The 23,725-nt window shown below is 72.4% G+C and carries 22 protein-coding genes and 1 riboswitch; of the genes, 6 read left to right on the top strand and 16 right to left on the bottom strand.

Features of this window, described 5'->3' with window-relative positions; genetic code table 11:
• Positions 1–68: 68 nt before the first annotated feature.
• Positions 69–1,067: an aldo/keto reductase gene (locus tag ACGFYV_RS19330; RefSeq protein WP_393879605.1), complete on the top strand. Its 999-nt coding sequence runs from the start codon at positions 69–71 to the stop codon at positions 1,065–1,067.
• 141 nt (positions 1,068–1,208) lie between these two features.
• The gene (locus ACGFYV_RS19325) at positions 1,209–2,393 is read left to right on the top strand and encodes a PQQ-dependent sugar dehydrogenase (protein WP_393879604.1); all 1,185 of its coding nucleotides are present in this window, start codon (positions 1,209–1,211) and stop codon (positions 2,391–2,393) included.
• Positions 2,394–2,474: 81 nt separating this feature from the next.
• Here ACGFYV_RS19325 and ACGFYV_RS19320 read toward each other — a convergent pair whose 3' ends face one another.
• The 6 genes from ACGFYV_RS19320 to ACGFYV_RS19295 all read right to left on the bottom strand — a co-directional run bounded on the left by ACGFYV_RS19320 (position 2,475) and on the right by ACGFYV_RS19295 (position 8,044).
• Positions 2,475–2,750 (bottom strand): DUF6191 domain-containing protein, encoded by a 276-nt coding sequence (locus ACGFYV_RS19320; RefSeq protein ID WP_393879603.1) that lies wholly within the window; start codon positions 2,748–2,750, stop codon positions 2,475–2,477.
• Positions 2,751–2,788: 38 nt separating this feature from the next.
• A complete protein-coding gene (locus tag ACGFYV_RS19315; RefSeq protein WP_393879694.1) occupies positions 2,789–5,860 on the bottom strand; it encodes an AAA family ATPase in 3,072 nt (1,023 codons plus the stop codon).
• A gap of 125 nt (positions 5,861–5,985) precedes the next feature.
• Positions 5,986–6,177: a hypothetical protein gene (locus tag ACGFYV_RS19310; protein WP_393879602.1), complete on the bottom strand. Its 192-nt coding sequence runs from the start codon at positions 6,175–6,177 to the stop codon at positions 5,986–5,988.
• Between the two features lie 194 nt (positions 6,178–6,371).
• Positions 6,372–6,953 (bottom strand): hypothetical protein, encoded by a 582-nt coding sequence (locus tag ACGFYV_RS19305; protein ID WP_393879601.1) that lies wholly within the window; start codon positions 6,951–6,953, stop codon positions 6,372–6,374.
• Positions 6,954–7,035: 82 nt separating this feature from the next.
• Positions 7,036–7,599, bottom strand: coding sequence for a GNAT family N-acetyltransferase (locus tag ACGFYV_RS19300; RefSeq protein ID WP_393879600.1), 564 nt, complete (start codon positions 7,597–7,599; stop codon positions 7,036–7,038).
• An 85-nt stretch (positions 7,600–7,684) separates the two neighbouring features.
• Positions 7,685–8,044, bottom strand: a complete 360-nt coding sequence (locus ACGFYV_RS19295) for a hypothetical protein (protein ID WP_393879599.1) — start codon at positions 8,042–8,044, stop codon at positions 7,685–7,687.
• A 182-nt stretch (positions 8,045–8,226) separates the two neighbouring features.
• On the opposite strand from ACGFYV_RS19295, the gene ACGFYV_RS19290 reads away from it, so the two are divergent.
• Positions 8,227–9,039 (top strand): methyltransferase domain-containing protein, encoded by an 813-nt coding sequence (locus tag ACGFYV_RS19290; RefSeq protein ID WP_393879598.1) that lies wholly within the window; start codon positions 8,227–8,229, stop codon positions 9,037–9,039.
• A gap of 104 nt (positions 9,040–9,143) precedes the next feature.
• Here ACGFYV_RS19290 and gatB read toward each other — a convergent pair whose 3' ends face one another.
• From gatB to ACGFYV_RS19245, 9 genes are all read right to left on the bottom strand, one after another.
• Positions 9,144–10,658 (bottom strand): Asp-tRNA(Asn)/Glu-tRNA(Gln) amidotransferase subunit GatB, encoded by a 1,515-nt coding sequence (gatB, locus tag ACGFYV_RS19285; protein WP_393879597.1) that lies wholly within the window; start codon positions 10,656–10,658, stop codon positions 9,144–9,146.
• Positions 10,659–10,673: 15 nt separating this feature from the next.
• Positions 10,674–10,916 (bottom strand): hypothetical protein, encoded by a 243-nt coding sequence (locus ACGFYV_RS19280; RefSeq protein ID WP_158925082.1) that lies wholly within the window; start codon positions 10,914–10,916, stop codon positions 10,674–10,676.
• Positions 10,913–12,406, bottom strand: coding sequence for an Asp-tRNA(Asn)/Glu-tRNA(Gln) amidotransferase subunit GatA (gatA, locus tag ACGFYV_RS19275; RefSeq protein WP_393879596.1), 1,494 nt, complete (start codon positions 12,404–12,406; stop codon positions 10,913–10,915). The genes ACGFYV_RS19280 and gatA overlap by 4 nt, the downstream gene beginning before the upstream one ends.
• A 6-nt stretch (positions 12,407–12,412) precedes the next feature.
• Positions 12,413–12,709 (bottom strand): Asp-tRNA(Asn)/Glu-tRNA(Gln) amidotransferase subunit GatC, encoded by a 297-nt coding sequence (gene gatC / locus ACGFYV_RS19270; RefSeq protein ID WP_393879595.1) that lies wholly within the window; start codon positions 12,707–12,709, stop codon positions 12,413–12,415.
• Between the two features lie 417 nt (positions 12,710–13,126).
• The gene (locus ACGFYV_RS19265; protein ID WP_393879594.1) at positions 13,127–15,367 is read right to left on the bottom strand and encodes a putative bifunctional diguanylate cyclase/phosphodiesterase; all 2,241 of its coding nucleotides are present in this window, start codon (positions 15,365–15,367) and stop codon (positions 13,127–13,129) included.
• Positions 15,368–15,627: 260 nt separating this feature from the next.
• The gene (gene ligA, locus ACGFYV_RS19260; protein ID WP_393879593.1) at positions 15,628–17,826 is read right to left on the bottom strand and encodes an NAD-dependent DNA ligase LigA; all 2,199 of its coding nucleotides are present in this window, start codon (positions 17,824–17,826) and stop codon (positions 15,628–15,630) included.
• A gap of 15 nt (positions 17,827–17,841) precedes the next feature.
• Complete coding sequence (locus ACGFYV_RS19255; protein WP_393879592.1) at positions 17,842–18,849, bottom strand: methionine synthase; 1,008 nt, start codon at positions 18,847–18,849, stop codon at positions 17,842–17,844.
• A gap of 109 nt (positions 18,850–18,958) precedes the next feature.
• On the bottom strand, positions 18,959–19,657 hold the full coding sequence (locus tag ACGFYV_RS19250; protein ID WP_393879591.1) for an SDR family oxidoreductase: 699 nt from the start codon (positions 19,655–19,657) through the stop codon (positions 18,959–18,961).
• Between the two features lie 40 nt (positions 19,658–19,697).
• Positions 19,698–20,228, bottom strand: coding sequence for a TIGR00730 family Rossman fold protein (locus ACGFYV_RS19245; RefSeq protein ID WP_393879590.1), 531 nt, complete (start codon positions 20,226–20,228; stop codon positions 19,698–19,700).
• Between the two features lie 52 nt (positions 20,229–20,280).
• On the opposite strand from ACGFYV_RS19245, the gene ACGFYV_RS19240 reads away from it, so the two are divergent.
• Together ACGFYV_RS19240 and ACGFYV_RS19235 are read left to right on the top strand one after the other, a co-directional pair.
• A complete protein-coding gene (locus tag ACGFYV_RS19240) occupies positions 20,281–20,604 on the top strand; it encodes a DUF427 domain-containing protein (protein WP_393879589.1) in 324 nt (107 codons plus the stop codon).
• Positions 20,605–20,667: 63 nt separating this feature from the next.
• On the top strand, positions 20,668–21,450 hold the full coding sequence (locus ACGFYV_RS19235; RefSeq protein ID WP_393879588.1) for an alpha/beta fold hydrolase: 783 nt from the start codon (positions 20,668–20,670) through the stop codon (positions 21,448–21,450).
• Positions 21,451–21,539: 89 nt separating this feature from the next.
• On the opposite strand, the gene mnmA is transcribed toward ACGFYV_RS19235, so the two are convergent.
• On the bottom strand, positions 21,540–22,664 hold the full coding sequence (gene mnmA / locus ACGFYV_RS19230; RefSeq protein WP_393879587.1) for a tRNA 2-thiouridine(34) synthase MnmA: 1,125 nt from the start codon (positions 22,662–22,664) through the stop codon (positions 21,540–21,542).
• A 92-nt stretch (positions 22,665–22,756) separates the two neighbouring features.
• On the opposite strand from mnmA, the gene ACGFYV_RS19225 reads away from it, so the two are divergent.
• The gene (locus tag ACGFYV_RS19225) at positions 22,757–23,392 is read left to right on the top strand and encodes an N-acetylmuramoyl-L-alanine amidase (protein WP_393879586.1); all 636 of its coding nucleotides are present in this window, start codon (positions 22,757–22,759) and stop codon (positions 23,390–23,392) included.
• A gap of 105 nt (positions 23,393–23,497) precedes the next feature.
• A riboswitch (TPP riboswitch) is annotated at positions 23,498–23,675 on the top strand.
• The last annotated feature ends 50 nt before the right edge of the window (positions 23,676–23,725 follow it).

Here is a 23,725-nt window from a genome sequence, read left to right as displayed (position 1 = left end):
AGGCTATGTCAGGCCGCGAAGAGGCAGAGGTTAGGTTGGGGACCGGGAAGAGGGAGGTTCGCGGGCAGGTGGAGCGCAGGACGATCGGCGCGGGGGCGCTTGCGGTGGGGGCCGTCGGACTCGGGTGCATGCCGATGAGCTGGGCGTACAGCGGCTCACGGCAGCGGGGCGAGGAGTCACTCAAGGCGGTGCACCGGGCGCTCGACATGGGCTCGACCCTTCTGGACACGGCCGACATGTACGGCCCGTTCACCAACGAGCTGCTGCTCGGGCGGGTGTTGAAGGAGCGGCGCGCGGACGCCTTCGTGTCGACGAAGGCGGGGCTGCTAGTGGGCGAGCAGCACATCGTGGCCAACGGCCGCCCCGGGTACGTGAAGCGGGCCTGTGACGCCTCGCTGCGGCGCCTGCAGACGGATGTGATCGACCTCTACCAGCTGCACCGCGCCGACCCCGAGGTGCCCGTCGAGGAGACCTGGGGCGCGATGGCCGAGCTGGTGCGGGCGGGCAAGGTGCGGGCGCTGGGGCTGTGCGCGGTCGGCGCGCGCGGCGGGCGCCGCTCGGGGGCGCGGCTGCACGACGTCACGCTGCGCCAGCTCCAGCGGGTGCAGCAGGTCTTCCCGGTGAGCGCCGTGCAGGCGGAGCTGTCGGTGTGGTCGCCGGAGGCGCTGGACGCGCTGCTGCCGTGGTGCGAGGCGCGCGGCGTGGGTCTCCTCGCGGCGATGCCGCTGGGCAACGGCTTCCTGACCGGCACGCTCACCCCCGGCGAGGGCTTCGAACCGGACGACGTACGCGCCCGCCATCCGCGCTTCACCGCCGAGATGATGGCCGCCAACCAGCCGATCGTCGCCGGTCTGCGCCGTGTCGCCCGCCGCCACGGCGAGGACGTCACCCCGGCGCAGGTGGCCCTGGCGTGGGTGCTGGCGCAGGGCAGGCACGTGGTCGCGGTGCCGGGCGCCAAGCAGGAGCGCTGGGCGCGGGAGAACGCGGCGGCGGCCGGCCTGCGGCTGACCCCGGGCGACCTCGCGGAGGTGTCCGGGCTGCCTTCCGCACAGGGGTCCTGGGACTGACGCGGACGGTGTCCTGGGGCTGACGGGATGACGTCGTGGAGCGGGACGTTTGCGCATACGGTTTCCGTGGACCGGGAACCCGGGCGGAGCGAGCGGTGGATGAGAAGGAGACGCCGTCTCGGGCCGCCGCTGCGAAGGGACATGATCGTGCGACGTCGTGCTGTGCCGGCCGTGCTGGCCGCGGCCACGCTCCTGCTGACGGCGGGCTGCTCCTCCGGCGGCGGAGGCCTCCCGTACGGCGGCCCGAGTTCGGCTGCCGGGAGTTCGGCTGCCGGGGGTACGGCACCGGGCGCGGCCTCCGCCCCGGGCGCCACGGAATCGGTCCCTCCCGCCACCGGCTCGGTGAAGGTGCTGCGCACGGTCGCGGAGGGCCTGAAGTCGCCGTGGGGCCTGGCGCCGCTGCCCGGCGGGGACCTGCTCGTCTCCGACCGCGACGACGGCACGATCGTCCGGATCGACGCGAGGACGGGCGGGAAGACCGAGCTGGGCACGGTCTCCGGGGTCTCCCCGGCCGGCGAGGGCGGCCTGCTGGGCCTCGCCCTGTCCCCCGACTACGCCTCGGACCACATGATCTACGCCTATTTCACCTCGGCCTCGGACAACCGCATCGTGCGGATGCTGTACGACGAGCACAAGCCGGCCGGTGAGCAACTGGGCGCTCCCGACACGGTGTTCCGGGGCATCCCGAAGGGCTTCATCCACAACGGCGGCCGGATCGCCTTCGGCCCCGACAAGATGCTCTACGCGGGCACGGGCGAGAGCGGCGAGCGGGGCCTGGCCCAGGACAAGAAGTCCCTGGGCGGCAAGATCCTCCGCATGACCCCGGAGGGCGCGCCGGCCCCGGGCAACCCGTTCCCCGGCTCCCCGGTGTACTCGTACGGCCATCGCAACGTCCAGGGCCTCGCCTGGGACTCCCGGCAGCGCCTGTTCGCCTCGGAGTTCGGCCAGGACACCTGGGACGAACTGAACGCGATCAAGCCCGGCGGCAACTACGGCTGGCCGGAGGCCGAGGGCAGGTCCTCCACTCCCGGTCTCCAGAACCCGCTGGCCCAGTGGCACACCGACGAGGCCTCCCCCAGCGGTATCGCCTGGGTCCACGGGGTGATCTGGATGGCCTCCCTGAAGGGGCAGCGGCTGTGGCGCGTCCCGCTGCGCGGCACCGATGCCTCGGCGCCCCCGCAGGCCTTCCTCACCGGCGAGTACGGCCGCCTGCGGACGGTGGTCGCGGCGGGAGGCGACAAGGTGTGGCTGGTGACGAGCAACACGGACGGCCGGGGGAAGCCGAAGGCGGGCGACGACCGGGTGCTGGAGGTGCGGGTGAAGTGATCCTCCGGCTGGAGTGATCCTCCGGTTTCAGCAGGCCGACCTCTGGCTCAAGCAGGCCTCCGGCTCAAGCAGGTCTCCGGCTCACGCCTCCCCGGGTTCGTCCCCGGTGGCCGTTGCCGTCCCCTCCTCCACCCCGTCCATCCCCTCGTCCGTCGCGTCCTCCCCCTCCGCCGTGGGCTCTTGTCCGGCCGGGGGTGAGACGGGCGGGCGTACGACGACCTTTCCCGAGGCCAGGTCGATGGGTCCGCGCCCGGGATCGTTGTCCCCGACGTCCTCCCGGGTCAGCTCCAGGCGCTTCTGCTCGTCGTGGGTGTGCTTGCGGCCCGGCGCGAACAGTTCCTCGAAGGCGTTGAACACGGCCTCTCCCCCTCTGCCGGATTCCCCCAGCGTACGGCTCAGTCCGGCGCACCGGCAGTGAGCGCGTCGGCCGGGAACAGCCCCAGCCGATGGGCCACCGCCGCCGCCTCGCCCCGGCCCGAGACGCCGAGCTTGGCCAGGATGTTGGAGACGTGGACGCTCGCGGTCTTCGGCGAGATGAACAGTTCCTCGGCTATCTGCCGGTTGGTGCGGCCGGCCGAGACCAGGCGCAGGACGTCCCGCTCCCGGCTGGTGAGGCCGAGGGCCTCGGCCGGATCGGCCGGTGCGAGGGCGCCCCGAGGAGCGCGGGTGAGGGTGAGGCGGGCGCGCTGGGCCAGCCGGGCGACCGCGTCGGCCAGCGGCCTGGCGCCGAGGTGCTCGGCGACCGCCCCGGACAGCCGCAGCAGCTCCACGGCACGCTCGCGCTCGTCCTCGCCGCCGTCGGTGAGCAGGGCCTCGGCGAGCCGGTAGCGGACACGGGCGAGGTCGTAGGGGCGGTCCAGGCACTCGAAGGCCGTGACCACCGGGGCCCAGGTGTCCGCGCCGCCCCGGTCCTGGGCACGGAGCAGTTCGGCGCGGGTCCACTGCTCGTACGCCTGCCACAGGGGCACGCCCGTGGTGAGGGTGCGGACGGTCTCGAAGAGGCGGTCGAGGAGTTCGGCGCGGCCGGGGTCGGCGGCGGGCAGGGTGCGCGCGTCGGCCTCGGCGGTGGCGGCGGCCCGCAGCAGGGGCCAGGCGTAGCGGTGGGTGCCGGGTGGGAAGCCGGCGTCCAGCACCGGGAGGACTTCGGCGCGGGCATCGAGAACGCGGCCCTGTGCGGCGGCCACGCCGAGGGCGACCCGGGCGACGGGCAGTCCCTGCTGGGGCATCGGGTCGTGGCTGCCGTAGTGGGCGCGAGCCGTGTCGAGGTGGCGTGCGGCGTCGGTGAGATCGCCCCGGGCGAGGGCGAGGTGGGCGAGGCGCAGGGCGCCCATGCCGCGGGGCTTCGTGCTGTGTCCGATCCGGAGCGCGTTCGTGGCGGCCTCGGCGGCCTCCTCCCACCGGCCGAGCGCGTAGCCGGCCTCGGAGAGGTTGCCCCACGCCCACGCCTCGGAGTCCGGCATCCCGTGCCGGCGGCTGAAGGCGACCCCTTCGCGCAGCACGGGCCGCGCCTCGCCGTCGCGGCCGACGGTCTGCAGGGAGGAGGGGAGGTTCGTATAGGCGCGGCCGGCGACGTGGGCCACGCCTTCCGCCAGCGCCTGCTCCAGGACCGTGCGCAGCTCCGCGAGCCCCGCGTCGGTCTCACCCGCGTCGACGCTGAGGCCGCCCAGGGTGAGGCGCGCGTGCAGCTCGATCTCACGGGCGCCGACCATGCGCGCGTACTCCACGGCCCGCTCGGCGGCGGCGAAGGCCTCGGGTCCGGGCCGGTGCAGCATGGACCAGTTGGCGACGACGGCCAGCACCTCCGCGTGCACCTGCGACGGCGGCAGACCGCGCACCAGGTCCTGGGCGGTGGCCAGTTCCTGCCAGCCGTCGCCCCGGGCCTGCGCCTGGACCAGGCGGGAACGCTGCACCCAGAACCAGGCGGCGCGCAGCGGGTCGGGGTCCTCCTCCAGGATCCGCAGCGCCCGCTTGGTGATCTTCAGGGCGCGTTCGCGTTCCCCGCCGAAGCGGCCGGCGACCGCCGCCTCCGCCATCAGGTCCAGGTAGCACAGCGGGGTGGTCCCCGGGTCGCAGCCGCAGGCGGGGTAGGCCTCGGCGTGGTCGAGCGGGCGCAGGGCGGAGCGGACCTCCTCGGGGGCCGTGTCCCACAGCTCCATCGCCCGCTCCAGGAGCCGCAGTTGCTCGGTGTAGGCATGCCGGCGGCGGGCCACCACGGAGGCGTCCAGGACGGCGGGCAGGGCCTTGGCGGGGTCGTGGGCGTGGTACCAGTAGCTGGCCAGGCGCATCACGCGGGCGTCGGCGGGGACGAGCGTGGGGTCGGCCTCGACCGCCTCGGCGTAGCGCCGGTTCAGCCGTGAGCGTTCGCCGGGCAACAGGTCGTCGGCGACGGCCTCGCGGACGAGGGAGTGCCGGAAGCGGTAGCCGTCGCCGTCGGGGGCCGGGGTGAGGATGTTGGCGCCGACGGCGGCCCGCAGCGCCTCGATGAGGTCGTCCTCGGCGAGCCGGGTGACGGCGGCGAGCAGCCGGTACTCCACGGTGGAGCCGCCCTCGGCGACGACCCGGGCGACCCGCTGGGCGCTCTCGGGCAGCTTCTCGACCCGGACCAGCAGCAGGTCGCGCAGGGAGTCGGTGAGCCCGGTGCAGCAGCCCTCGAAAGCGGCGACGGCGAGTTCCTCCACGAAGAAGGCGTTGCCGTCGGAGCGTTCGAAGATGTCGTCGACCTGGGCGGGGTCGGGTTCGGTGGCGAGGATGCCGGCGATCTGGCGGCCGACCTCCTCGCGGGTGAAGCGGGCGAGTTCGATCCTGCGGACGGTGCGCAGCCGGTCGAGTTCGGCGAGCAGGGGGCGCAGCGGGTGGCGGCGGTGGATGTCGTCGGAGCGGTAGGTGGCGAGGACCAGGAGCCGGCCGGTGCGCAGGGTGCGGAAGAGGTAGGCGAGGAGGTGGCGCGTGGAGGCGTCGGCCCAGTGCAGGTCCTCCAGGGCGAGGACGACGGTGTGCTCGGCGGCGACCTGCTCCAGCAGCCGGGCGGTGAGTTCGAAGAGGCGGGCCATGCCCTCCTCGTCGTGGCGGCCGCCGGCCGCCTCGCCCAACTCGGGCAGCAGCCGGGCGAGTTCCCCCTCCTGTCCGGCCGCGGCGGCGGCGAACCGGTCGGGCAGGGCGTCGCGCAGGGTGCGCAGGGCACGGGAGAAGGCGGCGAAGGGCAGCCCGTCGGCGCCGATCTCCACGCAGCCGCCCACGGCGACGACGGCGCGGCCGGCGACGGCCGCAGCGAACTCCTCGACGAGGCGGGTCTTGCCGACCCCCGCCTCGCCACCGAGCAGCAGCGCCTGCGGCTCTCCCCCAGTACCGAAAGCCTGGGAGGTACCCCCACCGACGGCACGGGCGAGCGCGTCGTTCAACGTGTCCAACTCGTCGGCGCGGCCGACGAAAACGGGACTGACGGACCTGTTCTCCACGAGCCCGAGCATCGCACGAGGTCCGGACAAGGGGTCACTGGTTTTCCACAGGTCCGGTGCGATGGTCGTACCGGAAAGTGGGACGGTCGTACCGGCAGGCGGGACGGTCGTACGTCCCCGTCCCGCCGGTCGTGCGTTCACGCGGGGCGTGGGAGCCGGAGCCGGCGACGGCGGCCGGTATGGGTCTCGGCACCGGCGCCGTCGTGCCGGGCCGCCTCCTCGCGGCGGGCGGCGCGTACCGCGCGTGCGGTCTCGCGTGCCAGGCGCTCCGACGCGGCCTCGCGGCGCAGTTCGGCGGAACGCATCCGGTGCAGGTCGAACTCGTACATGACGTCTCCTTGGGAGCGGGTGTCGTGCCTCGCTGTCTGCGATGCCTCCACCTTCGTCCCCCAGGGGGTGCGCCACATCGGGAGAGTTCCGCATCTTCGGGCGAGTGAAGGGCCGTCGGACACGGATAAGGGGCCCCAGGGCGTCCGTAAGGTGCTGCCGGACGCCCTAAGGCCCCTGTGACGTGCGGTTCTCCTCAGCTTGCCGAGGGCAGGCCGAGCAGGGCGTCGGAGTACTTCAGGACGGCCAGGAGCAGACCGACGACGCCGAGCGAGACGCCCGCCCACGCGACCGACCTGATCCAAGGGGCCTGAGGCCGGCCGGGGGCGCCGAACGCGGGCCGGGCGAGCACGACCGCGCCGGTGATCAGCGCGACCACCGCGAACAGGCCCGCCCACAGGGCGGTGGTCTGCCAGGCGTTGCCGTAGACCGCCGTGAGCTGCTGGGCGACGCTGGCCGAGGACGACGTCCGCAGCTGGCCGATGAGCTGCTCCCGCGCGGAGGCGACGCCGCCGATCCAGCCACCGTTCAGCGAGACCAGGCCCAGCGCGGCGGACACCACGGCACCGGCGCCCTGGCCGACCCCGGAGGGCGCCTTCTCCTCAAGCTCCTCGACTTCCTCAAGCTCCCCGGATTCCTCAAGCTCCTCAAGCCCGTCGGTTTCCGCGTTCTCCGCTTCGGTGTCGACGGCCGGTGCCTGCTCGTCGTCCGCCTTCGTCACGTCGTCCGTCTTCGTCACGTCATCTGTCTTCGTCACGTCATCTGTCTTCGTTGCCATGCCCGGCACCGTACGGACGAACTCTGAGAAGGTCCTTAATGACCGGTCGGAGAGAGTCCTTGATGATCGTTCAATGCGGGTCTCAGGCGGTACGCGCGCGTGCCGCGTGCCACTCCGGGGCCAGCACCGCCCAGATCTCGGTGTCCGCGCGCACGCCGCGGTGCGGGTAGTTCTGCCGGAGCATGCCCTCACGGGTCATCCCGAGCCGCTCGGCCACCTGGACGCTGGACCGGTTGGCGGAGGAGGCGAACCACTCCACGCGGTGCATGCCGCGCTCGTCGAACGCCCAGTCCAGCAGGGCCCGCATGCCACGGGTGACGAGCCCCCGCCCGGCCGCCGCGGGCTCCAGCCAGCAGCCGGCCTCGCAGACGCCGCCCGGGGTGTCCCAGACCCGGAACAGCAGGCCTCCGACGAGCTTCCCGTCCAGCCAGACACCGTGCAGGCTGCCGGCGTCGGCGGCGCGCTTGTCGGCGTACGACTTCACGAAGGCGCGGGCGGAGTCCAGGTCGGTGATCACGTCCGGCAGCCCGATGTGCCGGCCGATGAACTCCCGTCCGCGGTCGATGTTGGCGAGCAGGTCCGCCGCGTGCCAGACCTCCAGGGGCCGCAGTTCGGCACCGTCGTCACCCAGTGATGTCGCGTACATCGCGCTGTCGTTCCTTCCGCAGTTCCTCCACGCCGACGGTCGAGCCTCTCATGGGCGGCGCGGGACTCCGGCAGGGGCGGGCCTGTCAGTCGAACTGGTCGCCGAGCGCCATGACCATCGTCCCGGCGATCAGCAGCCACAGAGCCCGCCGGGTGCGGCCCCGGAATCCGAGGGACGCGGCGCTCGCGCACACGGCGGCGCCGAGGGCGTAGGCGGCGGACACGAGGGCGGGCGCGGATCCGGTGAGCCGCAGCAGTGCGGCGCCCAGCCCGGCGAGGGTGAGCAGGCCTCCGGTCCCGGCGGCGATCCAGCGGGCCCGGCGGGCCTCCGGGACACCCTGCGCGCCGTCCGCCGGTTCCTGTGCCCGCTCGTCCGCCCGCTCGTCCGCCTCGGTTATGACGGGGGCGGAGTCGGTGCCGGTATCGGAATCCGTGCGTCCACTCATGACGGTCGAGCGTAGTACCCGCGGTGGAGCAATTCGGATGCGGTGCGCCGGGTGAGCTGTTAGCGTCCCGCCGTCCGTTCCCGGCATGTCGCCGACGACCGAAGCAGGTGCTTTTTTGACGGTCCGACCGAGCTCCCGCACACCCCTTTCCCGTACGAAGGAACCAAGGAGCCCGTTCACCGATGTCCGACATCACCCCGAGGACCCCGAGGACCCCGGACACCCCGCTCACTGACCGTCTCACCCACCCCCGCTACCCCCGCAGCAACCGCTACGACGCCCGCTGGACCATCGAGAACCAGATGGGTCCGCACGCCCTGTGGCTGCTGGAGTGGCTCGCGCCCGCGCTCGGCCTCGACCGGCTGCGGCCCGGCGCCCGCGTGCTCGACCTCGGCTGCGGGCGCGCCATGACGTCCGTCTTCCTGGCCCGCGAGTACGACGTCCAGGTCGTCGCCGCCGACCTGTGGGTGAAGCCCGACGACAACGCCGTACGCCTCGCGCAGGCGGGCGTCGCCGACCGGGTGCTGCCCGTGCGCGCGGAGGCGCACGACCTGCCGTTCGCGGAGGGAAGCTTCGACGCGATCGTGTCCGTCGACGCCTACCACTATTTCGGCACGGACGACCTGTATCTGCCCACGGTGACCCGGCTGCTCAGGCCGGGCGGCCGGATCGGCGTCGTCGTGCCGTCGGTGCGCGAGGAACTCGACGGGACCGAGCCGCCCGCCCGTCTCGCACCCCACTGGGAACCGGGCTTCTGGTCGTTCCACTCCCCCGCCTGGTGGCGCCGGAACTGGACGCGCACGGGTGCTGTGACCGTCGAGACGGCCGACTGGCTCCAGGACGGCTGGCGCGACTGGCTGCTGTGGAGCGAGGTGTGCGCCGAGGAGAGCCCGAGCGAGTTCATGGCGGGCCTGGCGCGTGACTCGGTGGACCTGATCAACGCCGACGAGGGGCGTCTGCTCGGGTTCACCCGGGTCGTGGGACGCCGCATCTAGCCGCATCTGGTCGTCGGGCTCCGCAGCGCGAGAGGCGACAACGACCACGGCCCCGCAGGACATGCCGGGACATGTCCTGCGGGGCCGTGGGGAGCGGCGTGGGCTCAGCCCTCGCTGACGCCCAGCTTCTCCAGGATCAGTTCCTTGACGCGGGCCGCGTCGGCCTGACCGCGGGTCGCCTTCATGACCGCGCCGACCAGGGCGCCGGCCGCGGCCACCTTGCCACCGCGGATCTTGTCGGCGACGCCCGGGTTGCCGGCGATGGCCTCGTCGACGGCCGTGCCGAGCGCCGAGTCGTCGGAGACGACCTTGAGACCGCGCTTGTCGACGACCTCGTCCGGGGTGCCCTCGCCCGCGAGGACGCCCTCGATGACCTGGCGGGCCAGCTTGTCGTTCAGGTCACCGGAGGTCACCAGCTCGGTGACCCGGGCGACCTGTGCCGGCGTGATGGCCAGTTCGTCCAGCGACTTGCCCGACTCGTTGGCGCTGCGCGCCAGTTCGCCCATCCACCACTTGCGGGCGGAGGCCGCGTCGGCACCGGCGTCGATCGTGGCGACGATCGGGTCCAGCGCACCGGCGTTGAGGATCGCCTGCATGTCGGTGGCCGAGATGCCCCACTCCGCCAGCAGGCGGGTGCGGCGGGCCAGCGGCATCTCCGGCAGCGCGGTGCGGATCTCCTCGACCCACTCGCGCGACGGGGCCACCGGGACGAGGTCGGGCTCCGGGAAGTACCGGTAGTCCTCGGCCTCCTCCTTCACGCGGCCCGAGGTCGTGGACCCCGTGTCCTCGTGGAAGTGGCGGGTCTCCTGGATGATCGTGCCGCCCGAGGAGAGCACCGCCGCGTGGCGCATGATCTCGAAGCGGGTCGCACGCTCGACGGAACGCAGCGAGTTGACGTTCTTCGTCTCGGAGCGCGTGCCGAACTTCTCGGCGTCCTTGGGCATCAGCGACAGGTTGACGTCGCAGCGCATCTGGCCCATCTCCATGCGGGCCTCGGAGACACCGAGGGCACGGATGACCTCGCGCAGCTCACGCACGTACGCCCGCGCGACCTCGGGGGCACGCTCGCCGGCCCCGACGATCGGCTTGGTGACGATCTCGATGAGCGGGATGCCGGCGCGGTTGTAGTCCAGCAGCGAGTGCGAGGCGCCGTGGATACGACCGGTCGCGCCGCCCACGTGGGTCGACTTGCCGGTGTCCTCCTCCATGTGCGCGCGCTCGATCTCCACGCGGAAGGACTCGCCGTCCTCCAACTGCACGTCGAGGTAGCCGTTGAAGGCGATCGGCTCGTCGTACTGGGAGGTCTGGAAGTTCTTCGGCATGTCCGGATAGAAGTAGTTCTTCCGGGCGAAGCGGCACCACTCGGCGATCTCGCAGTGCAGCGCGAGGCCGATCTTGATGGCCGACTCGATGCCGGTCGCGTTGACGACCGGGAGCGCGCCGGGCAGGCCGAGGCAGGTCGGGCAGGTCTGCGAGTTGGGCTCGGCGCCCAGCTCGGTCGAACACCCGCAGAACATCTTGGTCTTGGTGCCGAGTTCGACATGGACCTCAAGGCCCATGACGGGGTCGTACGACGCCAGCGCGTCCTCGTACGACACCAGGTCGGTCGTGGTGGTCACGGTGAAACTTCCCTCTCAGCCCAGCAGGACGTCGTCGTCGCCCAGCCGCTTCAGCTCGCGGTAGAGGATGGCGAGGCCGGTGACGATCGCGACGGCGGACACGGTGGCGTCGATCAGCCGCAGCGTGTCGTGCTCGGCGCGGGCCTTCTTGATCTGCTTGGCCACACCGATCGCGCCGAACGCGGTCGTGCCCATGGACAGGTACGTGCCGGACTTCGACTTCTTGAAGCCCTTGGCCTTCGACAGTGCGTTGCTCACAGCGACGGTGCCTCCTCCAGCAGCGGGTGGCCCCACTTTTCCACGAAGGCGGCCTCGACGGCTGCACCCACCTTGTAGAGGCGATCGTCCTTCAGCGCCGGAGCGATGATCTGCAGGCCCACCGGGAGGTTGTCCTCCGGGGCGAGGCCGCAGGGCAGGGACATGGCCGCGTTGCCCGCCAGGTTGGTCGGGATGGTGCACAGGTCCGCGAGGTACATCGCCATCGGGTCGTCGGCGCGCTCGCCGATCGGGAAGGCGGTGGTGGGCGTCGTCGGCGAGACGATGACGTCGACCTGCTCGAAGGCCTTCTCGAAGTCGCGCGTGATGAGCGTGCGGACCTTCTGGGCGGAGCCGTAGTAGGCGTCGTAGTAGCCGGAGCTGAGCGCGTACGTGCCGAGCATGATGCGGCGCTTGACCTCGGGGCCGAAGCCGGCCTCGCGGGTCAGGGAGGTGACCTCCTCGGCCGAGTGCGAACCGTCGTCACCCGTCCGCAGGCCGTAGCGCAGGCCGTCGAAGCGGGCGAGGTTGGAGGAGCACTCGGACGGCGCGATCAGGTAGTACGCCGACAGCGCCAGATCGAAGGACGGGCAGTCCAGCTCGACGATCTCGGCGCCCAGTTCCTTCAGCAGCGCGACCGACTCGTCGAAGCGCTGGATGACGCCGGCCTGGTAGCCCTCGCCGCGGAACTGCTTGACGACACCGACGCGCATGCCCTGCACCGAGCCGTTGCGGGCGGCCTCGACGACCGCCGGGACCGGGGCGTCGATGGAGGTGGAGTCCAGCGGGTCGTGGCCGGCGATGACCTCGTGCAGCAGCGCCGCGTCCAGGACCGTACGGGCGCACGGGCCACCCTGGTCGAGCGAGGACGAGAACGCCACCATGCCGAAGCGGGAGACCGCGCCGTACGTCGGCTTGACGCCGACCGTGCCGGTGACGGCGGCCGGCTGGCGGATGGAACCGCCGGTGTCGGTGCCGATGGCGAGCGGGGCCTCGAAGGAGGCGAGCGCGGCGGAGGAACCGCCACCGGAGCCACCGGGGATCTTGGTGAGGTCCCAGGGGTTGCCGGTCGGGCCGTAGGCGCTGTTCTCCGTCGACGACCCCATGGCGAACTCGTCCATGTTGGTCTTGCCGAGGATGACGACGTCGGCGGCCTTCAGGCGCTTGGTGAGAGTGGCGTCGTACGGCGGGATCCAGCCCTCGAGGATCTTCGAGCCGACGGTGGTCGGCACGCCCTCGGTGGTGAAGATGTCCTTGAGCGCGAGCGGGACGCCGGCCAGCGGGCCGAGCTTCTCGCCGCGGGCCCGCTTCTCGTCCACGGCACGAGCCTGGGCGAGGGCGCCCTCGCGGTCGACGTGCAGGAAGGCGTGCACCTTCTCGTCGACGGCCTCGATACGGGCGAGGTGGGCCTCGGCGACCTCGACGGCCGTGAGGTCGCCGGAGGCGATCCTCTCGGCGATCTGGGCCGCGGTGAGCTTGATGATGTCCGTCATGACTTCTTAGTCCTCCCCCAGGATCTGCGGCACCTTGAAACGCTGCTGCTCCTGGGCCGGGGCGCCGGAGAGCGCCTGCGCGGGGGTGAGCGAGGGACGGACCTCGTCCACCCGCATGACGTTCGTCAGCGGGAGGGGGTGCGAGGTCGGCGGTACGTCTTGGTCGGCGACCTCGCTGACGCGGGCGACCGCGCCGATGATGTCGTCCAGCTGGCCTGCGAAGTGGTCGAGTTCTTCGGGCTTCAGCTCCAGACGCGCCAGCCGGGCGAGGTGGGCGACCTCCTCGCGCGTGATGCCAGGCATGCAGCGATCCTCTGGGGTGAGTGTGTGTGGTTTGGGGCCAATCCTATGGGGCAGGGCGCCGTGCCCGTGAAACGGTTTGCCGGTGCCCCGCCGCCGGGGCACCGGCTCGGCCCTCCTCAGCGGGGCCGGGCGTCCAGACCTCGCTTGCCAGGACGTGGTTGTCGTACCGCTCCTGGACCTCCAGCAGGCTCTTTGGGGTCAGCTCCCCGAGGAGCTCTTCCGGCTCGGGTCGTGCCGGTGCTCAAGCCCTCATCCGCGGTCCGTCGATGCCTCCGAGCCCGGTGACACCACCCCCCAGATCATCAACACCAGGAGGGGAAAGTCATGCCGGGCCCGAAGGCCGGAGGCCCCGTTGCGGAGCCATGAAAACGGTAACGGGGGAAACGAGCAGGGTGGGGAGACCAGCGGGGTGGGGGACTACTCGGCGGCCGGGAGCGCGGCGCGTGGCCGCTGCCAGCCCCGGGACCCCCGTGCCAGCAGCCACGCCGTCGTCTCGTCCGGAGGCATCGCGGCGGCGACCAGCCACCCCTGCACCGCGTCGCACCGCAGGTCCCGCAGCCGCTCCCAGGTCTCGTCGTCCTCCACGCCCTCGGCGACGACGACGAGCCCCAGCGAGTGCGCCAGATCCACGGTGCACCGCACGATCTCCGCGTCCTCGGTGTCCACCGCGAGCCGCGCCACGAACGACCGGTCGATCTTCAGCTCGCTCACCGGGAGCCGGCGCAGGTGCACCAGGGAGGAGTACCCCGTGCCGAAGTCGTCCAGGGACATCTTCACGCCGTGCCCGGTCAGCGCCGCGAGCGTGTCGGCGGCCCGCTGCGGGTCCTCCAGCAGCACGTGCTCGGTGATCTCCAGCTGCAGCGCTCCGGCCGGGACGCCGTGCCGGGCCAGCCGGGCCGCGACCGATCCCGCGAAGCCGGGCGTGTGGACGTCGCGCGGGGAGACGTTGACGGCCACCGGCACGCGCAGCCCCTGTGCCCGCCAGCGGGCGACCTGCCCGAGCGCGGTCTCCAGCACGTACTCCGTCAGATGGGGCATCAGCCCCGAGGACTCGGCTATCGCGATGAACTCGTCCGGCGGTACCCTCCCGCGCTCGGGATGCACCCACCGCACCAGCGCCTCAAGCCCGGCGACCTGCCCGTCGAAGCGGACCTTCGGCTGGTAGTGCAGCTGCACCTCGTGCGCGTCCAGCGCCCGCCGCAGGTCCCCCAGCAGGCCCAGCCGGTCCGGGGTGTTGGAGTCCCGCTTGGACTCGTAGGCCTCCACGCCCGTGCGGTCCCGCTTCGCCTGGTACATCGCCACGTCCGCGCGCCGCAGCAGCCCCTCGGCGTCCAGGGCGTGGTCCGGGAAGACGGCGACGCCCGCGCTGGCCTCCAGGACGAGGGTGAGCCCGTCCAGGTCGAGCGGGGAGCTGAGCGCGGCGACGAGGCTGCGGGCGATCCGGGTGGCCGACGTCGTGGAGTCGGCGACGGGCAGTAACACCGCGAACTCGTCGCCGCCCAGCCGGGCGACCTCCGCGCCCCGCGGCAGGGCGAGCCGGAGCCGGTCGGCGATCTGCAGCAGCAGCCGGTCACCGGCGAGATGGCCGAGGGTGTCGTTCACCGACCGGAACCGGTCGAGGTCGATCAGCATGAGGGCCGCGCGTGCGCCGATGCGCTCGGCGTCGTCGAGGGCGGTCCAGATCCGCTCCAGCAGCCACTGCCGGTTGGGCAGTCCGGTCAGCGGGTCGCGCAGTTGCTCCTCCGCGCGGGCACGGGCCATCCACAGGGTGGAGTCGAGGGCGACGAGCGGGACGGCGAACAGCGGGAGCAGGACGGGCTGGGTGTCGGCGACCACGCACACCAGCGGCGCGATCCCGAGCAGGGCCGCGGCCACCAGTGCCTGGCGGACCAGGGCGGTGCGGGCGACGGTGGGCACTCCGCCACCGCGCGGGGCGTTCAGGTACCACAGCAGGCCGCGGCTGACCGCGAGATAGGCGCCCGCGGCGAGCACCACCGCGGGCACGGTGGCGATGCCCCAGCTGTCGGGCCGCCAGGGTTCCTCGACGCTCGGTACGCGGCCGAAGGCCCCGAGCATCAGGGCGCCGGCGCCGATGCCGAGGATGTCCACCGCGCCGTGCAGCACCCCCTGGCGCCAGCTGTGGCGCCTGGCTATGCCGACCAGGACGACGACGGTGAGGCTGACCATGCCGGCCGGCACCCAGCCGTACAGCAGCAGGACGGCGAGGGTGAGGGCGGCGCCGGATCCGGTGCCGCCCCACCAGCGGGCCCGGCCGAGCATGACGAGGTGGCCGACGATGATGCCGGTGAGCAGGGCCAGCGACCAGCCGACCGTGCCGGACGGGAAGAGCGCGTGACTGCCGGAGAAGGCGCGGTAGAAGCCGACGGCGAGGGCCAGTGCGGCGGCGGCCACGACGCCCGTGGGCAGCGCGGGCCAGGACACATGTCGTTCGGGATCGGTGCCGGGCAGGCCGGGGGCGGCCTTGACGGCCAGGGGGAAGGCGGTGGGGGAATGGGCCGGGGCGGCCGGTCCGGTCCGGCGGGCACGCAGGCCCGTGTGTACGGCCGCTCGGCCGGCCCACCGGGTCCCCCGCCACGCGACCGTGCGCAGGCGCAGGCGCACCCGTGCGTACGGGGCGGCGCTCTCGGTCGGTTCCATTCCCGTCCCTCTCACAGCCGGCGGTGCCCGCGCCACGCGGCCCGATGCCCGACAACCATCAGCGGCTCCGCGTCGATTTGCCCTTCCCTGTACCGTTTTGCGGGCACGGGGATGCGCCAGCCGTAGCTGGGCACGGCAGGTGCACATCTCAACAGTAGGCCGCGGATGGGGTCCTCGGGCAGCCGTCGTCGACGGTTGCCCGAATACGACCGAGCCACCCGTATGCAACTGATATGCACCGTACGGGTGGCCTTCAACCGCTACTCCTCGGTCGGAAGCGCGACTTCCGCCGCCGCCTCGGGGCCCTGCTCCAAGAGGACCGTGAAACCGGCCTCGTTCAGAACCGGAACCTTGAGCTGCATCGCCTTGTCGTACTTCGATCCGGGGTTCTCGCCCACCACGACGAACGCGGTCTTCTTCGACACCGAACCGGTCACCTTGGCGCCCTGGCCCTGCAGCGCGTCCTTGGCGCCGTCCCGGGTGAAGTTCTCCAGGGTGCCGGTGACGACGACGGTGAGCCCCTCCAGCGGACGCGGCCCCTCGTCCTCACCACTCGCCTCGTCCTCCAGCGGTACTCCGGCCGCCTTCCACTTGCGGACGATCTCGCGGTGCCACTCCTCGGCGAACCAGTCCTTGAGGGCCGCGGCGATGATGGGCCCCACGCCGTCGGTGCTCGACAGCTCTTCCTGGCTCGCCGCCTCGATGCGGTCGATCGAGCGGAACTCGCGGGCGAGGGCCTGTGCGGCGACCGGGCCGACGTGCCGGATGGACAGGCCGTTCAGGAAGCGGGCGAGCGGACGGGTCTTGGCCGCCTCGATGTTCTCCAGCAGGGCGAGGGTGTTCTTCTTCGGCTCGCCCTTCTGGTTGGCGAAGACCATGACGACCTTCTCCTCGCCGGTCTTCGGGTCCCGCTTGGGCAGACCGCTGTCCGGGTCGAGGACGTACGCCTTGATGGGCAGCAGCATGTCCACCGTCAGGTCGAACAGGTCGCCCTCGTCCACCAGCGGCGCGGTGGCCGGCTCCAGCGGCCGGGTGAGCGCGGCGGCGGCCACCGCGCCGAAGTTCTCGATGTCCAGGCACTCGCGGCCGGCGAGGTAGGTGACGCGCTCGCGCAACTGGGCGGGGCAGGTGCGCGCGTTCGGGCAGCGGAGGTCGATGTCGCCCTCCTTCATCGGCCGCAGCGGCGTCCCGCACTCGGGGCACTCGCTCGGCATCACGAACTCCCGCTCGGTGCCGTCGCGCAGGTCGACCACGGCGCCGAGGATCTCCGGGATGACGTCACCGGCCTTGCGGATGACCACGGTGTCGCCGATGAGCACGCCCTTGGACTTGACGACCTCCTGGTTGTGCAGGGTGGCGAACTCGACCTCGCTGCCCGCGACCGTGACCGGCTCGACCTGCGCGTACGGCGTGACCCGGCCGGTGCGTCCGACGCCCACCTTGATGTCGATGAGCTTGGTGTTGACCTCTTCCGGCGCGTACTTGTAGGCGATCGCCCAGCGCGGGGCGCGCGCGGTGGAGCCGAGGCGACCCTGGAGGCGGAGCTCGTCGAGCTTGATGACGGCGCCGTCGATCTCGTGCTCCACGGAGTGGCGGTTCTCGCCGTCGTAGTGGGCGATGAACCGTCGTACGCCGTCGAGGTCGTCGACCACGCGGTTGTGCGGGGAGGTGGGCAGGCCCCAGGTCTTCAGCAGGCCGTACGCCTGGGACAGCCGGGTCATCCCGGTGAAGCCCTCCAGGGCGCCGATGCCGTGGACGACCATGTGCAGCGGGCGGGTGGCGGTGACGCGCGGGTCCTTCTGGCGCAGCGAACCGGCCGCCGCGTTGCGGGGGTTGGCGAAGGGCTTGTCGCCGGCCGCGACCAGACGGGCGTTCAGCTCCTCGAACTTCTCCATCGGGAAGTAGACCTCGCCGCGGATCTCCACGAGGTCGGGGACCTCCTCGCCGTGCAGGCGGTCCGGGATCTCCGCGATGGTGCGGACGTTCGGGGTGATGTCCTCGCCGGTGCGGCCGTCGCCGCGGGTGGCCGCGCGTGTGAGCCTGCCGTGCTCGTAGGTGAGGTTGACCGCGAGGCCGTCGACCTTCAGCTCGCACAGGAAGTGGTACTCCTGGTCGCCCAGTTCGCGCGCGATGCGGTCGGCCCAGGCGGCCAGCTCCTCGTCGTTGAAGGTGTTGTCGAGGGAGAGCATGCGCTCGCGGTGCTCGACCGCGGTGAACTCCGTCGCGTACGAGCCCGCGACCTTCTGGGTCGGCGAGTCCGGGGTGCGCAGCTCCGGGTACTGCGCCTCCAGCGCCTCCAGCGACTTCAGGAGCCTGTCGAACTCCGCGTCGCTGACGACCGGGGCGTCCTTCACGTAGTACCGGAAGCGGTGCTCCTCGACCTGCTCCGCGAGGTGGGCGTGCTTCTCCCGTGCCTCGGCGGGAACCGCCGTCTGTGCCTGCTGCTTGTCGCCGGCCACCGTGGTGTCCTCCCGTTACTCAGGGTTGTCCGCGAGGGATCTCGCCGCCCGGACGCAGTGGGCGAGCGCCTCGCGCGCGTAGGCGGGGGAAGCGCCCGCGAGACCGCAGGCCGGGGTGAGCGTGACCGCCTCCGCGAGCAGCCCGGCGCTCAGCCCCAGCCTGCGCCACAACGTCCTGACACCCATGACGCTACCGGCAGGGTCTGACAACGGGCCGTCCGTGCCCGGCACGACACCGGTGAACAGCCGGGTCCCGGCCTCGACGGCCTCGCCGATCACGTCGTCGTCACGCTCGGTGAGAAGCGAGAAGTCGAAGGAGACGCCGGCCGCGCCCGCGCGGCGCAGCAGCGCGAACGGCACGTCGGGGGCGCAGGAGTGCACGACCACGGGCCCGCCGCCGTGGACCGCGATCACGTCCCGCAGGGTGCCCTCCACGACCTGCCGGTCCACCGGGCGGTGCGTGCGGTAGCCGCTGGCGGTCCTCACCTGGCCGCGGAGGACGGAGGTGAGGGAGGGTTCGTCGAGCTGGAGGACGAGGCGGGCGCCCGGGACGCGGTGGCGCATCTCGTCGAGGTGCAGTCGCAGTCCCTCGGCCAGGGAGGCGGCGAGGTCGCGGCAGGCGCCGGGGTCCGACAGGGCGGCCTCGCCGTTCTTCAGCTCCAGGGCGGCGGCCAGGGTCCACGGCCCGACCGCCTGCACCTTCAGGTCCCCCTCGTAACCCTGCGTGAACTCCTCCAGGGCGTCAAGGTCCTCCCCCAGCCAGGACCGGGCCCGCCGGGTGTCCCGGCCCGGCCGGTCGCCGATACGCCAGCCGCTGGGCTCCACGCGCGCGTACAGCTCGACGAGCATCCCCGCGGTACGGCCGATCATGTCGGCGCCGGGCCCACGCGCGGGCAGCTCGGCGAGGTACGGAAAGTCCTCGAAGCTGCCGGTCACGGTCTTGGCGGCCTCCCGGGCGTCCGTACCGGGCATGGACCCGACACCGGTGGCTCCCGGAAAGCTGAACACGCTCTTCTCACTCACCCCGGCAGCGTATGCCGTGCGGCCGCCCGGGGGGTCCCGCCCGTCAGCTGTCCGCGGCTGTGCCCATCGGCTGTCCGGCGCCCCGCCCGCCAGCGGTCCGGACGCACCGTCAGCGCCCCGGTCGCACCGTCAGGTCGTTGACCTCCGCGTCCCTCGGGAGGTCGAGGGCCATGAGGATCGTCGTGGCGACCGACTCGGGGTCGATCCACTTCGTGGGGTCGTACTCCCTGCCCTCCTGCTGGTGGACCTTGGCCTGCATGGGGCCGGCGGTGCGGCCGGGGTAGACGGAGGTGACGCGGACGCCGCCCGCGTGCTCCTCCTCGCGCAGGGCGTCGGCGAGGGCCTTGAGCCCGTGCTTGGAGGCGGCGTACGCGGACCAGCCGGCGTGCGCGTTCAGCCCGGCACCGGAGTTGACGAAGATCACATGGCCGCGGGCGACGCGGAGCTGGGGCAGGAAGTGCCGGGTCAGCTCGGCGGGCGCGACGAGATTGACGTCGAGCTGGTGGCGCCAGGCCTTGGGGGTCAGCTCGCCGACCTCGCCGAGGTCCACCACGCCGGCGATGTGCAGCAGCGAGTCGACCCGGTCCGGCAGGGTCTGGTGGGAGAACGCCCAGGACAGCCGGTCGGGGTCGGCGAGGTCCCCCACCAGCGTGCGCGCCCCGGGGAACTCGGCCGCCAGCTCCTTCGCACGGCCCGCGTCGCGCGCGTGCAGCACGAGGTCGTCCCCGCGCGCGTGCAGGCGGCGGGCGACCGCCGCGCCGATGCCGGAACCGGCCCCGGTGATCACATGAGTAGCCATGCCCGCCATGCTCGCATCACCGGGCGCGCTCCCCGGCGGCGGTGGCCCCTCATGTCGCGGACTCCAGGTAGGCCAGTGCGCCGGCCGGCTCGTCGGCGAAGAACACCAGCTCGGACAGCGGACGCGGCAGGAAGCCCTCGGCCTCCATGCGGCGGAACTGCGTCTGGAGGCCGTCGTAGAAGCCCGCGGTGTTCAGCAGCACCACCGGCTTCTCGGTGCGCCCGTGCTTCTTCAGTTCCAGGATCTCGGCGGCCTCGTCGAGCGTCCCGGTGCCGCCCACCATGATCACCACGGCGTCGGCCTTCTCCAGCAGCAGCCGCTTGCGCTCGGCGAGGTCGGCCGCGATGACCATCTCGTCGGCCCCGGGCCGCGCCTTGAGTGCGAGGAAGTCCACGGACACGCCCACCAGCCTGCCGCCGGTCTCCTGCACGCCGTCGGCGACGACCTTCATCAGACCGACGTCGGAGCCGCCCCACACCAGGGTGTGGCCGCCCTTGCCGATCAGTTCCGCGAACTCGCGCGCGGGGCGCGTGTAACGCTCGTCGAGGTCGGCGGCGGAGAGGAAGACACAGATGTTCATGCGCTCCACCGTATCGGGAACAAGAAGGGGCCCCGCGGGCGCTTGTCCCGGTATGGCCGAAGGACACACCATCACCATCGAGCAGGGCGACCGGCACGTACGCGTGGTGCACGACGGCACGGTCCTCGCGGAGACCGACCGGCCCCTGCTGCTGCGCGAGACGGGCTGTCCGGTGCGGTACTACATCCCCGCCGAGGACGTCCGCACGGATCTGCTGATCCCGTCCGGCACCCACACCGTCTGCCCCTTCAAGGGCACCGCGTCCTACTGGTCGCTGCCGGACTCCCCGGACCTGGTCTGGGGGTACCCCACTCCGAAGGCGGAGGTGGCGCAGATCAAGGACCACCTGTGCTTCTACGAGGTCGAAGTGGCCTGACCTTCCCCGATACCGCCGTGTCGTGACCGATGAGTCGGCCACGGTGCGGCAGTCTGCACCGGCATGGACAAGAAGACGACTTCCCGCGACGGCACCTCCCTCGCCTACGAGGTGGTCGGCCAGGGGCCCACCGTCATCCTGGTCAGCGGTGCGATGTCGACCGGCGGCACCCTGGCCCCTCTGGCGCAGCGGCTCGCCGGGCGCTGCACCGCCGTCGTCTACGACCGCCGGGGCCGCGGCGGGAGCGGTGACACCGCGCCGTACGCGGTGGAGCGCGAGGTGGAGGACCTGGCCGCGCTGCTCGACGCGGTGGGCGGCGAGGCGTCGCTGTTCGGGGTGTCCTCGGGCGGCGCGCTGGTGCTGGAGGCCGTGGCGAGCGGGCTGCCGGTGCGTCAGGCGGCCGTGTACGAGGCGCCGTTCGCGGACTTCCTGCGCGGCGGCGCCGAGCAGAATGCCGCGTACACGGCGAATCTGCGCGAGGCGCTGGGCGAGGGCCGGCGCGGGGACGCGGTGGCGCTGTTCCTGCGGCTGACCGGGCTGGCCGAGGAGATGATCGAGCGCGCCCGCCAGTCCCCGATGTGGGCCGGCATGGAGGCCGTCGCGCCGAGCCTGGCGTACGACAACGCGGTCATGGGCGACGGTCTGCTGCCCCGCGAGCGGCTCGCCGCCGTCTGTGTGCCCCTGCTGTCCGTGGCGGGCGGAGCGAGCCCGGCATGGATGCGAGAGGCGGCCCTCGCGGTCGCCGAGACGGTGCCGCGGGGGACGTACCTCGAACTGGCGGGCCAGACACACATGGTCGAGCCGGGCGTCCTCGGACCGGTCCTGGCGGACTTCCTCACCGGCTGACCATCACCGGGCACACACGTACGGCGCGCGTCCGACCAGACCGGGCCACTACCGCCACCGCCACCGCGCGGATGCGCCTCGTGGCCCCGTCAGACCGTCGTCGCTGTCGCGCGCGTGGTGGAGGCGATCGTTGCCGAGCCGACCACGCGGGTGCCGTCGTAGAGGACGATCGCCTGGCCGGGGGCGACGCCGCGGACCGGCTCGGTGAAGGTGACGCGCAGTTCGCCGTCGACGGGTTCGGCGCTCACCTCGGTCTCGCCGCCGTGGGCGCGCAACTGCGCGGTGTAGGTGCCGGAGCCGGTGGGGGCGGTGCCGCACCAGCGGGGCTTGATCGCGGTCAGCGCGGTGACGTCGAGGGCGGCGGCCGGGCCGACGGTCACCGTGTTGGTCACCGGGGAGATGTCGAGGACGTAGCGCGGCTTGCCGTCGGGGGCCGGGGTGCCGATGCGCAGGCCCTTGCGCTGGCCGATGGTGAAGCCGTACGCGCCCTCGTGGGTGCCCAGCCTGCTGCCGGACTCGTCGACGATGTCGCCCTCCGCCTTGCCGAGCCGCTGGGCGAGGAAGCCCTGGGTGTCGCCGTCGGCGATGAAGCAGATGTCGTGCGAGTCGGGCTTCTTGGCGACGGCCAGGCCCCGGCGCTCGGCCTCGGCGCGGATCTCGTCCTTGGTGGTGACGGTGTCGCCGAGCGGGAACAGGGCGTGGGCGAGCTGCTTCTCGTCCAGGACGCCGAGGACGTACGACTGGTCCTTGGCCATGTCGGAGGCGCGGTGCAGTTCGCGGGTGCCGTCCTCGTTCACGATCACCTTCGCGTAGTGACCGGTGCAGACCGCGTCGAAGCCGAGGGCCAGCGCCTTGTCGAGCAGCGCGGCGAACTTGATCTTCTCGTTGCAGCGCAGGCACGGGTTCGGGGTGCGGCCGGCCTCGTACTCGGCGATGAAGTCCTCGACGACGTCCTCGCGGAAGCGGTCGGCGAGGTCCCAGACGTAGAACGGGATGCCGATGACGTCGGCGGCACGGCGGGCGTCGCGGGAGTCCTCGATGGTGCAACAGCCCCGCGCGCCGGTGCGGAAGGACTGCGGGTTCGCGGAGAGCGCGAGGTGGACGCCGGTCACGTCGTGCCCGGCTTCCGCGGCGCGCGCGGCGGCGACGGCGGAGTCGACACCGCCGGACATGGCGGCGAGGACGCGGAGGGGGCGCTGCGGGGTATCGGTCATAGCCCCTCCAGGGTACGGGGCCGCGGGAACCGGGACCGCCGGATATGCGTTGACGATCACGTGGGGGTATCGCGGACGGACTCGGGGTGGGTATGAGCGACTCGGATCGGCGGCTGGGGCGGCGCGCGCTGCTCGTCGGCGGGGCCGCGGCCGCCCTGGGGACGGCCGCGCTGGCCCGGGAGGAGCTGTCGCATCTGTGGTGGCGGCTGCCGGGCGTGGAGAAGTCCCGGGTGGCGGGGGCGGTCGACTTCCGGGGTGCGCGCTGGGTGGCTGCCTCCCCCGCGAACTACCGCCGGGCGGACCGGCCGGACGACTATCCGGTGGACCGGGTGGTCATCCATGTCACCCAGGGCGGCTACGCGTCGGCGGTACGGGTCTTCCAGGACCCGGCGCACCGCGCGGCGGCCCACTACATCGTGCGCAAGGACGGGCGGATCACCCAGCTGATCCGGGAGCTGGACGTGGCCTTCCACGCGGGCAACCGGGGGTACAACGAGCGCAGTGTCGGCATCGAGCACGAGGGCTTCGTGGAGGACGCCTCCTCCTTCACGGACGCCATGTACGAGGCCTCGGCGCGGCTGACGGCGGCGATATGCGGGCGGTACGGCATGTCCGTCGACCGGGAGCATGTGATCGGGCACGTGGAGGTGCCCGGCACGGACCACACCGACCCGGGGCCGCACTGGGACTGGGAGCGGTATATGAAGCTGGCGCGGCGGACGGCGTGAAGCGGGCGCGGACGGTCACGGCGCGGCGCGGAGCGTAGCAGGGTAAAGAATCCCGGTTCGGCCTGTTTTTTCCGTATGGGCGGTTCTATCCTGGAGTCAGGCCTACGAGGCGAGTGAGGGAGTCCGAGCGGAGTAGCCGACGTCAGCGCGAGGTTCAGGTTTCCGCTGGTGCCGACGTCGACGGTCGGACTGAGAGGCCAGAAGGTGCAAGGACTGACCCGACGGCGACCCCCAGTCACCTGATCCGGGTAATACCGGCGAAGGGAACCCGTCTCGTAGGTCGTTTTCGTGCCCGCCGGGCTTCCGCGCCTGCGGGCATTTCCACGCCCGCGA

It is taken from the genome of Streptomyces sp. NPDC048297, assembly GCF_043201585.1.
Taxonomy (GTDB): domain Bacteria; phylum Actinomycetota; class Actinomycetes; order Streptomycetales; family Streptomycetaceae; genus Streptomyces.
Note: the sequence above shows the minus strand (reverse complement) of the source record. Positions and strands in the feature narration are given on the sequence as shown.

Bases quoted from the DNA above. Each gene is read 5' to 3' on its own strand.
- ACGFYV_RS19325 (WP_393879604.1), top strand. From the start codon at position 1,209: ATGATCGTGCGACGTCGTGCTGTGCCGGCCGTGCTGGCCGCGGCCACG.
- ACGFYV_RS19315 (WP_393879694.1), bottom strand. From the start codon at position 5,860: ATGCTCGGGCTCGTGGAGAACAGGTCCGTCAGTCCCGTTTTCGTCGGC.
- ACGFYV_RS19310 (WP_393879602.1), bottom strand. From the start codon at position 6,177: ATGTACGAGTTCGACCTGCACCGGATGCGTTCCGCCGAACTGCGCCGC.
- ACGFYV_RS19305 (WP_393879601.1), bottom strand. From the start codon at position 6,953: ATGGCAACGAAGACAGATGACGTGACGAAGACAGATGACGTGACGAAG.
- ACGFYV_RS19300 (WP_393879600.1), bottom strand. From the start codon at position 7,599: ATGTACGCGACATCACTGGGTGACGACGGTGCCGAACTGCGGCCCCTG.
- ACGFYV_RS19295 (WP_393879599.1), bottom strand. From the start codon at position 8,044: ATGAGTGGACGCACGGATTCCGATACCGGCACCGACTCCGCCCCCGTC.
- ACGFYV_RS19290 (WP_393879598.1), top strand. From the start codon at position 8,227: ATGTCCGACATCACCCCGAGGACCCCGAGGACCCCGGACACCCCGCTC.
- gatA (WP_393879596.1), bottom strand. From the start codon at position 12,406: ATGACGGACATCATCAAGCTCACCGCGGCCCAGATCGCCGAGAGGATC.
- gatC (WP_393879595.1), bottom strand. From the start codon at position 12,709: ATGCCTGGCATCACGCGCGAGGAGGTCGCCCACCTCGCCCGGCTGGCG.
- ACGFYV_RS19265 (WP_393879594.1), bottom strand. From the start codon at position 15,367: ATGGAACCGACCGAGAGCGCCGCCCCGTACGCACGGGTGCGCCTGCGC.
- ACGFYV_RS19250 (WP_393879591.1), bottom strand. From the start codon at position 19,657: ATGGCGGGCATGGCTACTCATGTGATCACCGGGGCCGGTTCCGGCATC.
- ACGFYV_RS19245 (WP_393879590.1), bottom strand. From the start codon at position 20,228: ATGAACATCTGTGTCTTCCTCTCCGCCGCCGACCTCGACGAGCGTTAC.
- ACGFYV_RS19240 (WP_393879589.1), top strand. From the start codon at position 20,281: ATGGCCGAAGGACACACCATCACCATCGAGCAGGGCGACCGGCACGTA.
- ACGFYV_RS19235 (WP_393879588.1), top strand. From the start codon at position 20,668: ATGGACAAGAAGACGACTTCCCGCGACGGCACCTCCCTCGCCTACGAG.
- mnmA (WP_393879587.1), bottom strand. From the start codon at position 22,664: ATGACCGATACCCCGCAGCGCCCCCTCCGCGTCCTCGCCGCCATGTCC.
- ACGFYV_RS19225 (WP_393879586.1), top strand. From the start codon at position 22,757: ATGAGCGACTCGGATCGGCGGCTGGGGCGGCGCGCGCTGCTCGTCGGC.